The organism is Pseudoalteromonas sp. J010 (assembly GCF_003934235.1).
GTDB classification, from domain to species: domain Bacteria; phylum Pseudomonadota; class Gammaproteobacteria; order Enterobacterales; family Alteromonadaceae; genus Pseudoalteromonas; species Pseudoalteromonas peptidolytica.
This window is the reverse complement of the sequence record NZ_RDBW01000027.1, coordinates 1-13480: the sequence shown is the minus strand read 5'-3', so window position 1 is coordinate 13480 and position 13480 is coordinate 1. Positions and strand designations below refer to the sequence as shown.

Here is a 13480-nt window from a genome sequence, read left to right as displayed (position 1 = left end):
TCAGCTCCTTAGATTGGGGGAATAAAAAAGGCCTCCTTGGAGACCTTTAAGATGATTACTACTTACCTTCAAACTAATTGACGTCGGTTTCAACCTGCTGGTGAGCCGCTTTTGTCTGGTGGCTGGCAGAAGTATGAAAGCGTTTGGTCATCGCCATAAAAAATATTGGCGTGAACAATAAGCCAAATAACGTTACACCAATCATGCCAGAGAATACCGCAATTCCCATTGTTTCTCGCATTTCAGCGCCAGCACCCGTCGCTAAAACTAGAGGAACGACACCAGCTGTAAACGCAATAGATGTCATCAGAATTGGGCGGAGCCTTAATTTGCATGCTTCAATAATAGCCGCTAAATTTGTTTTTCCTTGCTCATATTCCTCTTTAGCAAACTCGACCATTAAAATGGCATTCTTACAGGCTAAAGCAACCAGTACGATCAATGCAATTTGTGTGAAGATGTTATTATCACCACCTGTCAACCAGACACCGACCAGCGCAGACAAAATCGTCATAGGCACAATTAATATAATTGCAAAAGGTAATTTTAGACTCTCATACTGTGAAGCTAAGACCATAAATACCAATAAGACGACTAACGGGAAAATATAAATCATCACATTACCAGCTAGAATTTGTTGATAGGTTACTTCGGTCCATTCAAACGCCATACCCTCACTTAAGGTTTCATTTAACACCGCTTCAATCGCAACTTGCGCTTGATCCGATGAAAAACCTGGAGCTGGGCTACCATTTAATTCTGCTGTTGGATAACCATTGTAATGCATAACTCTATCAGGACCCGTGGTTGGCGTTACCTTTAATACCGCGCCAAGCGGCACCATCTGGCCGTAGTTGTTCTTGACTTTATACGACAATATTTGTGCAGGATCTGCTCTAAAGTTAGCGTCAGCTTGTGCTGTCACCTGGTATGTACGACCAAACAAGTTAAAGTCATTAACATACATCGAGCCAAGGTAGATCTGTAATGCGTTAAATACTTCCTCAAGCGGCACCCCTTGCACCATTGCTTGTTCACGGTCGATGTCAATGTCCATTTGTGGTACTTGGATCCGAAAACTAGAATAAAGTCCCATCAGTTCAGGTTGTTGCTGAGCTTTGGCTATTACTGCTTGCAGATCTGCGAATAGCTTTTCGAATCCGAGGTTAGCACGGTCTTCAATTTGCAATTTAAAACCACCAGTTGTGCCAAGACCTTGAATAGGAGGCGGTGGAAATACGGCAACAAATGCTTCATCTATGACAGTAAATTGCTGATTTAACTTTGCTGCGATTGAGGAAGCATAAAGTTCAGGTGTAGTGCGATTTTCAAATTTATCCAGAGTGACAAATACAATGCCACTGTTAGGGCTGTTTGTGAAGCCGTTAACAGATAACCCCGGAAATGATACAGAGTGCAATACGCCCGGTGTATTTAATGCAATTTGTTCCATTTCACGAACAACAGCCTCTGTTCTATCTAAACTGGCTGCATCTGGGAGCTGAGCGATAGCAACGAGGTATTGTTTATCCTGTTGCGGTATAAAGCCTCCAGGGATGGTATCAAACAGTTTTGTTGTGGCAAAAATCAACCCTAGATAAATGACTAGCACGATAGCACTTAAGCGGATCAGCCTTTTTACAAGCGCGACATAGCCTTGTGCTGCTTTGTCAAAAAATCGGTTAAATGGCTTGAATAACCACTGTCCAAATAGTTTATTCAATATCACAGTGAGCCTATCAGGCTTGGCACCGTGTGGTTTTAGCAGTAACGCGGCAAGTGCTGGAGATAATGTCAAAGAGTTAAAAGCGGAAATTAACGTAGAAATAGTAATAGTGAGGGCGAATTGTTTGTAAAACTGCCCCGATAGTCCTGTAATAAATGCGGTGGGAATAAATACAGCACACAGCACTAGCGCGATGGCAATAATCGGGCCTGTTACTTCAGACATCGCCTGCTTTGTGGCTTCGAAAGGTGCAAGACCGTTTTCAATATTACGCTCTACATTCTCTACAACAACGATAGCATCATCGACGACAATACCAATGGCAAGTACTAAACCAAATAAGGAGAGGGTGTTAATGGAGACGCCAAGCCACTGCATGGCAGCAAAAGTGCCCACTAACGATACTGGTACCGCGACAAGAGGAATGATAGATGCGCGCCATGTCTGTAGGAATAAAATAACCACCAATACAACTAAAACAATGGCTTCTAGAAGGGTTGAGATAACCGCATCTATAGAGCCGCGTACAAAGATTGTTGGGTCATACACAATATCGTATTCGACTCCTTCAGGAAAACGTGTCGCAAGTGATTTCATGGTTTCACGCACCTGATCAGAAAGCTCGATAGCATTTGAGCCAGGGCGCTGGAAAATAGGCATCGCAACAGCCTCGTTTCCATCTAATAGTGCACGTAACGCATAATTATCTTGTCCAAGCTCGACTCGACCTATATCTCGTAATCGAGTGATTGCTCCATCGTTGGATACACTTACGATAATGTTTTCAAACTCGTTTATCTCAGCCAAGCGGCCCTTTACGTTTAGCAGTATTTGAAATTGGTTATCATTGGTGGTCGGTTGTGCACCTAGTGAGCCTGCCGCAACTTGACGGTTTTGTTGCTTTATTGCTTTAACTATATCGCTGGCAGTTAGGTTACGCTCAGCTAATTGTTCGGGGTTTAGCCAAATCCGCAACGCATATTTTCCTCCACCGAATAGCTGTACGTCGCCAACACCAGGTAGTCGTGCTATCTGGTCTTTAACATAAATATCCGCGTAGTTTGAAAGGTAACTCGTGTCATGAGAGCCGCTGGGTGACACCAAATGCACGACCATAGTAAGATCTGGAGAAGCTTTTTCTGCGACTACACCAAGGCGCTGCACTTCTTCTGGTAATCTGGGCGTGGCACTGTTTACACGGTTTTGTACCTGAACCTGTGCTCTATCTAGATCTGTGCCTAGTGCAAACGTAACGGTGAGTGTCAGTCGGCCGTCACTAGTCGCTTGTGAAAACATGTATAACATATTTTCAACCCCATTGATCTCTTGCTCTAAAGGCGTTGCTACGGTTTCGGCAATGACTTTGGGGTTAGCGCCTGGGTAAGTTGCTGACACTACAACAGTCGGAGGTACGACTTCAGGATACTCACTGACTGGCAGCTGAAACAAGGAGATGGCACCGGCGATAAGTATCACCAGTGACATCATTGCGGCAAAGATAGGCCTTTTAATGAAAAAATGTGAAAATTTCATTGTTAATTTAGTCCTTGTGTTGACTCAATCTCGGTCATTGCAACGACTTGAGCTGAAATGGATTCGGGAAGCGTAAGTGTTACATTGTTTGGACTTATGGGCATTCCAGGGCCCACCCGAGCAGGGCCATTGACTGCAATGCGCTCACCTGCGCTCAGTCCTGACTCAATCGCACGAAACTCACCATAGCGATTACCCAGCGTGATTAACCGATATTCAAGAGTGTTAGCATCGTTTACGACAAGCACAAAACGATTTTTAAGATCTGTACCAACAGCTTTATCAGGTATTATCACGCGGTTATTAAGTTCTCCGGATGATAAACTCACACGAGCAAACGACCCTGGACGTAGCAAACCATTTTTATTATCGAAAGAGGCTCTTACTTTTAGGGTGCCTGAGTGGTTATCGATAGCATTGTCAATAAAGTCTAGCTGGCCGATAATTGGCTGTGCCTGGCTACCTAAAAGCTGAAGTTTTACTGGTAATTTATCTGTGTCGGTTACTGTGGCGAATTGACTGTTCCATGTGCGTTCATCAATATCAAAATACGCATACATTTTGTCGGTCGCGACAATCGTTGTGAGTAGCGTGTCATTTGCACGGATCGTATTGCCTTGGGTCACTTCAGCAAATGAAATTTTTCCACTAATAGGAGCCGTGACTTTGCTAAATTCCAAATTAAGTTGTGCAGACTTAAAAGAGGCTCTTAAGGCGTCTAATTCAGCCTGACGCTGTGCCGTAAGTGAAACTCGAGCGTCTACTTCTTCAGTGGATATGGCTTTTTGTTTACTAAGACGAAGAGCTCGAGCAGACTCACTTTTCGCTTGCGAAAGCGCTGCCTCTGCTCGAGTTACTTGCGCAGCAAGGCTGGCCACGTCAGCTAAAAAAGTACGGTCATCAAGCTCAAAAAGAACCTCACCTCTTTCAACAGTATCACCTTCTTTAAAATTTACCGATCGAACAACGCCAGTTACGCGGGCGCGTAACGCGACCTCATTGGGAGAAGAAAGACGCGTTGTATAAGTGTGCCAATCGGCAACATTTATCTGTGGTGTGGCAGCTACATCGATAGGTTGTAACTGTGGAGCGTTAGTTATCGCTTGCTCTGATCCACCGCATGCGCTGAGTAAGAGTAAAGCAGAAATGAGTGTGACAAGTCTGGTTGGTTTGAACATAGTGCCTCCTGTGTATATGACGCACACTATACGTTTCATTTGTTGCGTTAAATACAGGTAATTGGGAAAATGATTGGTGCCAAATTAGAATCAATAAATGTTGATTGATGTGTATTCCAAAATAAGAGAGCGCTTTATCTGAGATAGAAGATAAATTAAATAAATTGTTTTACAGTATGGAAAAGCCAAGGGAGAACCATTATTTTGAGCGAAAACCATTTAGAAATGACACTGATTGAAGCGCTGAACAAAAGTGAAGATGCAGTAGCGATAGTGAGCCAACAGAATGTGATAACCTTTTGTAATGATACGATGGCAACATTGCTTGGTAAGCACAACAAGTCGTTAATTGGCAATACAATAGAGGCGCTATTTTCATCTGCTCAGGGGAGTGTTTTTGAGGACAGAATTGACGGCGATGAATTGGCTGACTGGTTTTTAAGTCTGAAGGGCAATCAAGACCTGGGCGCTACCGAATTGGAGATTGATACCCTGACCGGCGTGTTTTTTAGTGTAAAGTGCCTCCCGTTAAGTTCCCATGCTTATCTCATATACGGTAAAGATATTACCGCGATTAAGGTGCTCGAGAGTGAACGAGCGCATTTGCAAAACGAGCTCGACTTTGTGTCTCAGATCGATCCGATGACACGGGTTGCTAGTCGCAGACAACTTAGTGAAAAGCTTGATGGTCAAATTAAGTTATATGAGCGCTACCGAGTTCCTTTTAGTCTAATTATTACCGACATTGATCATTTTAGAACAATTAATGAGCAATATGGTTATGCCGTAGGGGATAGGGTACTTGTTGAATTTAGTTCCCTACTTAATGGAATGTTAAGAGAAACCGACATAATAGCGCGGATCAATGGTACTGAGTTTGCCCTGTTATTGCCCAATACTGCTCTTGAAGGTGCCTCATTGTTGGCGGCTCGTGCTAAAAATTTTATTGTGCAGCAAGCCTTTGAGGTGACGTGTGATAAAAACATCGCGCTTACTAGTTCGTTCGGGGTAGTGGAGTTTTGCGGTCTTCAAAGCTCGGTAGAAGCAATGATCCACCGCGCTGAGGAAGCGCTGAGCGAGGCAAAACGTCAAGGACGAGGTAGCGTGGTTGCCATGGAGCAATAAACAGATAAGACCAGTCCTAAAATTGTCATAATGCCCCATTAAGCTTGTCAGTCCAAAAAGTTAGTCAGTGCATCTCTGTTATCTATTTATACAAAAAGGAGAATAGAGCGTAAGGTGCACTGTGTAGTTAAGGAACGAGAATAATGGCAAGTTTTACCCGTCGAGATTTTATCAAAAGTGCACTGATTGGCATTGGGGCAGCAACCGTGAGTGTTTCGCTAACCGGATGTGGCAGTAGTGGTAGCAAGGATATAGCAAGCAATGATTTTACCGTGGCGTTTGACCATGGTGTTGCCAGTGGCGACCCGTTATCAGATAAAGTTATCCTATGGACTCGCGTAACGCCGCAAGGCAATCCAAGTAGTGTTGCACTCACTTTGCAAGTTTCTGAATCTCAGGATTTTGGGGTGCTGTTACAAAGCCATCAGCTAGTGGCACAGGCGAAGAACGATTATACGGTGAAGGTCGATCTTAGTGATCTAAGCGCAAATAGCCAATACTTTTACCGTTTTGTGACCACAGAAACCCATTCACCAATCGGTAGATGCAAAACCTTACCTGTTAATGACGTAAACCAAGTTAAATTGGCGGTTATGTCTTGTGCAAATTATCCTGCTGGGTACTTTCATGTTTACGCAGAAGCTGCAAAGCGTAATGACCTAGACGCTGTATTGCATTTAGGTGATTATATTTACGAATATGGTATGGGCGGCTACGCGACTGATAATGCGACGCAAATGGGCAGAGCGTTAGAGTCCGATAATGCAGAAGAAATCATTTCGTTAAATGATTATCGCTTGAGATATGCAAAGTATCGTACGGATCCTGGCTTACAAGCACTCCATGCTAATACGCCTTTTATTGCAGTGTGGGATGACCATGAAGTTTGTAACGACTCCTATTTAGATGGCGCTGAAAATCATAATGAAGGTGAGGGAGAATACTCTGACCGTAAGCTTGCTGCCCTTCAAGCGTATTATGAGTGGATGCCAGTACGCCCTGTGGTCAAAGGGCAATTAGAAAGTCTGTATCGAAAGTTTGAATTTGGTGATTTACTATCACTCTATATGCTAGACACACGCCACGAAAGTCGAGCAAAATCTTTAAATTACCAAAACTATATTGACCCCTTAAGCGGTCAACTTGATATAACTGGATTTCAAGCTGATCTCACTGCACCGACGCAACAACTGTTAGGACTTGAACAGCTTACGTGGTTAACCGATAATATGAAAACTTCATCTGCCAAATGGCAAGTGTTGGGACAGCAGGTATTAATGACCAAAATGATGATCCCTGCTGAGTTACTCATGTCATTAGCAAACCCTTCTGCGCAGATGTCAGCACAACTGTCTGAGCTTGCGCAAATAAAAACACGATTAATAGCGGGCGATCCGACCCTAACTGTCCAAGAAAAAGCACGAGTAGATTTTACTGCACCGTACAACCTTGATGCGTGGGATGGCTACCCGATTGAACGTGAAGTTATTTTACAGACAGCAAAAGCCGCTAATAAAAACCTAGTCGTTGTTGCGGGTGACACACATAATGCGTGGTCAGGTAAATTATGTAATACCAAGGGAGAGGTTTGCGGCTATGAATATGCAACGGCCTCGGTGAGCTCTCCTGGTCTTGAGCACTATTTGCAATTGAGCGATGAGCAGGCGTTACAGTTTGCTGAGGTATTAACATTGTTAGTAGATGACCTTGAATATGCCAATATTCATCAGCGCGGTTATTTRACACTTAATATCAGCAAAGAGAAAATAGAAAGTGAGTGGGTCTTTGTAGACACAGTGCAGCAAGAGCAGTTTGAAAGCCATAGTAAACAACAAGAGCTGTTATTATAACCTTAGACTCATACAGTAAAGGGGCTTTACAGCCCCTTACATTTGGCAACCTTTGCCTTTGAGTGCAATGCCGAAACCGAAAACGGTTTATTTTTGTCGTCAGTAACAGTGACTTTTGCGATATCTAAAAACTGAAAATCTCCCGGTGCATTGAGCCGCCACAGGTTGTTTGCAAGCTTAGTAAAGCAAAACTCACCGGTATCGCCATGGATCAGCAATAGTGGATAACTAAGCCTTGCTGCATATTGTGCAAATGTTTCGCGATATAGCTGATAGCCATCGCACTTGGCTTTAGTCGTTTTGTTACAGTGTCCAGAGTACTTATGTGGCTGATATAGGTCGGCTTGCATGAATATAACCGCCGCTTTACGCTTAGAAGATAGCAAGCTATTCAGCCATTTTATATTTTCTTCATCACGACTTTGGGATGCATTGTACGCCGCTTTTTTATTTGAAAGTAAAATCTGCCTGCGGCCATTATTGGTACCGGGGATATGCAAGGTTAAAAACTGTACGTCATCAATTACCCATGCCTGATTTTCTGGTAGAGTGAGTTGGCGCTTAAATTGTGGCAAATGAGGGCTTTGGACTGCAAAGTTATCGCGAATAAAGTTCAGCCTTTCTAGCTCATCATATCTTGGCGAGAGTGTTTCACGATCGCAGTCTGTCCAATCATTGTCCCCAGGTGTGTAGACAAAGGGTTTGCTACTCACATTAGAAATCAGAGCATAATTGCTGCGCAGTAATCCATTCGTGCATGAAAGTGAGCCAGACTTCATATCACCAACATGGACGATAAAGTCATGCTCAGTCGCATTCGCTAACTTATGTAACACCCCTGTTGATGTCAGCATTTCATGGTCTACCTGTGTGTATGGCATATCGCCAAAAGCTAAAAAGGAAGTTGCTGAAGCATGAAATGTGCAAATCAGAAAAGTAAGTACGATAGTAAATGAGAATATTTGTGACACGATAATGCTCCTTGGATTGAGCTAGGCATCATACACTATCTCTGTGACAGAATTAGTCTCTACAATGGGGATTTTAAGCGATAGGCTTTCATGGCTCGCGGTTGTATTTTCAACACATAGCGAGCTGTGATTGTCGATTAAAATGAAACACATTGATTGATCTATAGCGTACATACTGAATTTGTAACTTGTTTAATTTGATAATCAAAGTTGCAGTCTAGGGGTAATGTAATCTAAAAATGCAGAAACCCTCGATGAGACGGCACTATTTTGATAGTAAACAGCTTGCACTGTTTCTCGTCTATTAGGTGAAACAATGCGCTCGTGAAATACCTCAACCAGTTTACCTGAACGTATATCGTCACAGACCATAAAGTGAGATAAAAGTGCGATACCGTGGCCAGCAATACAAAGTTGCCGCACAGTTTCGCCACTCGACGCACTTATGGAAAATTTTAGTTGTTGTGGTGTGTGTAGTGGCCAATGATTGAGATGCGGCGCATCAGTAAAGCCAATTAAGCGATGATCAGCAAGTTCAAGAGGCTCATTCTTTGGGTTTTCAAGCTTTTCAAGATAGTCAGGGCTTGCGACTAGATGTAATTTACTGCGCCCTAATAGGCGAGCATGGAGGTTAGAGTCAGGTAAATCGCCAATTCTAATTGCAATATCAGTTTTGTATTCCAGCAAATTAATGATGCTATCATGACTGGTAATTTCAAGATTAATCGCGGGAAAAGCATTATTAAAGCCTTTAAGTAAAGGGGTAAGCTGGTGGAGTACAAATGGACTGGCAGCATCTACTCTTRGCCTCCCTGCAGGGGAAAATCGCAGAAGCCGCAACGCTTCTTCTCCTTGGGCAAGCGTATTCAGCGCTTGGCGCGCATAGTTCAAAAATAGTGTTCCTTCTTCAGTTAACTCGATACGCCGCGTGGTACGATTTAATAACGTTACATTCAATGACTTTTCTAAGCGGGTTACAGCTCTAGATACTTTTGCAACTTGTTGATCCATCAAATTGGCAGCGGATGAGAAGCTTCCTGTATCTACCACACTAACGAAAGCGTCGAGATCTTCTGATTTTGAATTCACAGCCATTGGGTTACCTTTTCAATTTTGACAAAAGTATTTTGTCATTTTTACTGTTTTTGGCAAATAAAACTTCACGCACACTACAGCAACTATTTAATCTTGGCACAAAAGGTACACTATGCCGTTTGCTTTACTCGCACTGACCCTCAGTGCATTCGCTATTGGAACCACTGAATTTGTCATCGTTGGGTTAGTCCCAACCATTTCTGCTGATTTGAACGTGTCTTTGCCTAGCGCAGGTTTATTAGTGAGCCTTTACGCGATTGGCGTAGCGATAGGCGCTCCACTATTAACTGCGCTTACAAACACATGGGAGAGAAAGCGGTTGCTTATCAGTTTAATGGTGCTATTTATTCTCGGTAACCTTATCGCTTGGCAAGCTCCAAGTTATGAAAGGTTAGTTATTGCTCGTGTTCTAACTGGGCTTGCACATGGGGTGTTTTTCTCTATTGGTGCGACAATTGCAGCTAGTTTAGTGGCCAAAGAAAGCGCTGCTAGCGCAATTGCTATTATGTTTACAGGCCTGACCGTTGCTTTAGTCACCGGGGTGCCGTTAGGTACATGGGTAGGGCAAATATTTGGCTGGCGGGCGACGTTCTTAATTGTGGCTGGGCTTGGTTTTATCGCACTCGTTGGTTGCGTATTGCTTATTCCTAAAAATCTTGAAAAAGCGCCTGCCGCAAGGTTTTCAGAGCAAGTAAAAGTGCTTGCACAGCCTAGGCTACTCCTTGTGTTTTTAATCACAATATTGGGGTATGGTGGCACGTTTACCGCTTTTACCTATCTGGCTCCCATATTACAACAACAAGCTGGGTTTAGTTCTACTGCGGTAAGCCTTGTCATGCTAGTGTATGGCGTTTCTGTTGCGGTCGGGAATATTTATGGTGGTAAACTAGCTGATAAAAAGGGTGCTGTCAGTGCGCTTACCATTATTTTTACCATGCTTAGCCTGGTGTTGTTGGCGCTTACCTTCACTATGCAGTCCAAAGTCGGTGTGATAATAACGGTCGTATTATGGGGAGCTTTTGCCTTTGGTAACGTGCCTGGGTTACAGGTCTATGTTGTGCAATTGGCTCAGCAGGTTTCTCCTAAGGCGGTTGATGTCGCATCAGGTTTTAATATTGCGGCATTTAACATAGGGATCGCACTTGGATCTATTCTTGGGGGGCAGATTGTTGACAGCATGTCACTACAAGATACCGCTTGGGTCGGTGCACTGATAAGCATGATGGCGTTGATAGCAACCCGCTGTAGCGGACATTTGGATAGTAAACCCAAAGACAGAGAGTTTACGAACGCCAATAATTAAAATAAACCTGCAATGCTTAGCGTCCTGTGAATTGTTCGTTATTGAAGTACTTCTAGATGAGTAGGGCGACTAGCCTAGGCATTGCATTAATTGTTCATCCTGTTGCTTGTTTTATATGCCGGTTTATTGAGGGTTGCGTTGTCTAAAATATCGGTTATGCTTGCTGTAGAGATTAAAAATAGTCCACTCGAAACATGCAGTTAACTCATAAAGTACAGCGTTTTATTGTAATCGCAATAGGCTTGATAAGCCTATTAGTTATGAGCCAGAACGCGTACGCCAGCATAACCATTGCCGTCGTTGGTAAGACTAAAAACGACAGCTTTTATGAGCAATCTTTCAAAGGCTGTGTTCATTTTGCACGTCGTCATGTTGACTTGACATGTATTTACGATGGTGCTGATGATTATCAGGACTTTAGAACACAAAGCTTAGTGATAAATGACTTATTATCGCAAAAAGTAGACGGGTTATTAATTTCCACGACTGATTCTGATTTCTTGGTTTCGCGTTCACTGAAAAAAGCAAAGCAGCTTAATATACCAGTAATAACCTTTGATTCAGATTTACTGGAAGCACATAAAAGTTATCGCCTCGCATATGTAGGTACCGATAATTTTGCGTTCGGTGTTGCGTTAGGTGAGGCCGCCAAAGCATTTAAGTCTAGCGAGCCACAACAAATCTGCATACAAACAGGGCACCACTCAACACCAAACCTAGATAAGCGAATGAACGGTGTCAGGTATGCACTATCTGAGCACTCAAGTATAGAGCCACTTAAAGGCGAGCATGGCTGGATTGAGTTTGAGCGCTGCCCATTATATACGATGGGCAAGCGTGACGATGCTCTTAGCCAACTATTGGCACTAATGCAGTATGAGAAACCGCCTATTTTTTTAGCGGTAGCAGGTTTTGCTCAGTTTCATCCAAAATATATAACGAAGTTGACTCCGTACAGGGAAAAAGTGAGTAGCGAAAAAGCCGTAATTATTTCGGCTGATACTGAAGAAATACAGTTGAGAGCCTTAGAAAACCGCTTGTCCACAATAAACATTGGTCAAAACCCGTTTGAAATGGGTCGCAAGGGAGCTGAGCTGCTGTATCACGCCATTAAATTGGGAAAAATGCCATCACAAGACAGCTACTATTTAGACTTTCATTATTGTAACCAAGAAAATACACGAAGCTGCACGGTAAATTACTAAAGACCCCCTTCTATGTTTAACAACCCCGAGTTTAATGTACGCATTCTTTGAAATGGTAGTGTTACTTTCAATCGCACCCATAACACTCTAGTTAAAAAGTATTGTTTTTTATGAGTGGAAATGGATTAAATAAATGATTAAGTCTGGTTTTTTGATTGCTCATTGACCATGGAGTAGAAAAGTACGACAATGGTAGTATGTTGTTTTGATTTTTGTAAACATTTAATTTACAAATTCAGCTTGTGGTTTGGAGTAGGTATGAAATTAAGCGTTATTGCAGGTGCGATGTTGTTAGCAGTTGGGTCAGCCAATGCTGCTGATAATTTAGTCATCAATGGTTCATTTGAAACATCAGGTAGTATTTCTGGCAATTGGGCTTTGTTTAATGACTTACAGGGCTGGAATCGAGACGGAGCAAGGTTCGAGATCCAAAAGCAAAGTCTTGGTATCATTAACGCACAAGACGGGGATCAGTATTTAGAGCTTGATTCAACGGCTAATTACACGATTTATCAAGACATACCGACTACAGCTGGTAAAAAATACAAAGTGAGCTTTTATTACTCGGCTCGTGTTGTAGATAATAACTCAACAAATCTTGCACGCGCTTGGTTTGGCGAAAATACGCTGGCAACAATGAATGCGACGACACGAGGATGGTCAAAATACGAGTTTACTGTAGAGGCGACATCAAGCTCAACACAACTCAAATTTCAAGGAGTTGGTACTTCTGATTCTTATGGTGCGTTACTCGACAACGTTGTTGTGACAGAAGAAGCACAGACACCAGCACCAACGACGGGTTGTAAAGTGGGTGTTTATGGCATAAACAACTTCGGCGAACAAAGCAATAGTTATGTTTATCACTTTGATACCAGTGGTGGTACGTATTCATATGTAGAAGGCGTYGATAACACCGCCTCTAACATCGCGGCGCACAACGGTGAGCTATATTTTATGGAGCAGACTAACGGTACGACCAAAGCTTCATCACTGTGGAAAGTTTCGCTAGATAGCGCCGAGCAAACGCTYGCAGCCAATACCGTKTCTTGGCCGATTTACCGCTCAGCGGTTACACCAGATGGTACAAAGCTCCTTTCAAGCAGTAAAACGTACTTGTACGAGTTTGACTTACAAAGTGGTGCAAAAACGGTACTAGGCAAATTAAGCTATGCAGGTGATGATTTCTCACATGGCGATATTGCATACTCAGCTGACACGAATCTAATTTATGTGTTAACAGGCAAAGCATTGTATGTGCTTGACAAAGGAGCCATGACGTTAGACTTAGTGGGTGAGCATGGCGTAAATTGGGCTTCGGGTCTTGCAGTGAGTAGCGATGGCACATTATATGTGTCTGGGCGTAACAAAGGTGAGGATGCAAAACTTTATACGCTAGATGCCAATACAGGCGAAGCGACTTATATCATGGACGCACCGGAGCATATTAACGATTTAACCTATGTCGCTAATTGCCAATAACCATTAATGCAG

The 13480-nt window shown here is 43.0% G+C and carries 9 protein-coding genes; 5 read left to right on the top strand and 4 right to left on the bottom strand.

Features of this window, described 5'->3' with window-relative positions; translation table 11 throughout:
- Positions 1 to 73 precede the first annotated feature (73 nt).
- Entirely contained in the window at positions 74 to 3259 is a 3186-nt protein-coding gene (locus EAG18_RS14695; protein WP_125253133.1) for a multidrug efflux RND transporter permease subunit, read from the bottom strand.
- 2 nt (positions 3260 to 3261) lie between these two features.
- Positions 3262 to 4437 carry an efflux RND transporter periplasmic adaptor subunit gene (locus tag EAG18_RS14690; RefSeq protein ID WP_125253132.1) on the bottom strand — a complete coding sequence of 392 codons (1176 nt, stop codon included), beginning with the start codon at positions 4435 to 4437 and terminating at the stop codon, positions 3262 to 3264.
- A 204-nt stretch (positions 4438 to 4641) separates the two neighbouring features.
- Between EAG18_RS14690 and EAG18_RS14685 the strand changes: the two genes are divergently transcribed.
- Complete coding sequence (locus EAG18_RS14685; RefSeq protein WP_275557308.1) at positions 4642 to 5562, top strand: sensor domain-containing diguanylate cyclase; 921 nt, start codon at positions 4642 to 4644, stop codon at positions 5560 to 5562.
- Between the two features lie 143 nt (positions 5563 to 5705).
- The gene (locus EAG18_RS14680; RefSeq protein ID WP_125253130.1) at positions 5706 to 7412 is read left to right on the top strand and encodes an alkaline phosphatase D family protein; all 1707 of its coding nucleotides are present in this window, start codon (positions 5706 to 5708) and stop codon (positions 7410 to 7412) included.
- Positions 7413 to 7438: 26 nt separating this feature from the next.
- On the opposite strand, the gene EAG18_RS14675 is transcribed toward EAG18_RS14680, so the two are convergent.
- Positions 7439 to 8383, bottom strand: coding sequence for a metallophosphoesterase (locus EAG18_RS14675; RefSeq protein ID WP_125253129.1), 945 nt, complete (start codon positions 8381 to 8383; stop codon positions 7439 to 7441).
- 204 nt (positions 8384 to 8587) lie between these two features.
- Positions 8588 to 9478, bottom strand: coding sequence for a LysR family transcriptional regulator (locus EAG18_RS14670; protein ID WP_125253128.1), 891 nt, complete (start codon positions 9476 to 9478; stop codon positions 8588 to 8590).
- A gap of 112 nt (positions 9479 to 9590) precedes the next feature.
- Here EAG18_RS14670 and EAG18_RS14665 point away from each other — a divergent pair, with 112 nt between their 5' ends.
- From EAG18_RS14665 to EAG18_RS14655, 3 genes are all read left to right on the top strand, one after another.
- On the top strand, positions 9591 to 10781 hold the full coding sequence (locus EAG18_RS14665) for an MFS transporter (RefSeq protein ID WP_125253127.1): 1191 nt from the start codon (positions 9591 to 9593) through the stop codon (positions 10779 to 10781).
- 260 nt (positions 10782 to 11041) lie between these two features.
- On the top strand, positions 11042 to 11986 hold the full coding sequence (locus EAG18_RS14660; RefSeq protein ID WP_275557307.1) for a substrate-binding domain-containing protein: 945 nt from the start codon (positions 11042 to 11044) through the stop codon (positions 11984 to 11986).
- Between the two features lie 258 nt (positions 11987 to 12244).
- Positions 12245 to 13468 carry a DUF642 domain-containing protein gene (locus tag EAG18_RS14655; protein ID WP_125253126.1) on the top strand — a complete coding sequence of 408 codons (1224 nt, stop codon included), beginning with the start codon at positions 12245 to 12247 and terminating at the stop codon, positions 13466 to 13468.
- Positions 13469 to 13480: the final 12 nt, after the last annotated feature.

Excerpts from the sequence above, each read along its gene's own strand:
- EAG18_RS14695 (WP_125253133.1), bottom strand. The coding sequence starts at position 3,259 with ATGAAATTTTCACATTTTTTCATTAAAAGGCCTATCTTTGCCGCAATG.
- EAG18_RS14690 (WP_125253132.1), bottom strand. The coding sequence starts at position 4,437 with ATGTTCAAACCAACCAGACTTGTCACACTCATTTCTGCTTTACTCTTA.
- EAG18_RS14665 (WP_125253127.1), top strand. The coding sequence starts at position 9,591 with ATGCCGTTTGCTTTACTCGCACTGACCCTCAGTGCATTCGCTATTGGA.
- EAG18_RS14660 (WP_275557307.1), top strand. The coding sequence starts at position 11,042 with ATGAGCCAGAACGCGTACGCCAGCATAACCATTGCCGTCGTTGGTAAG.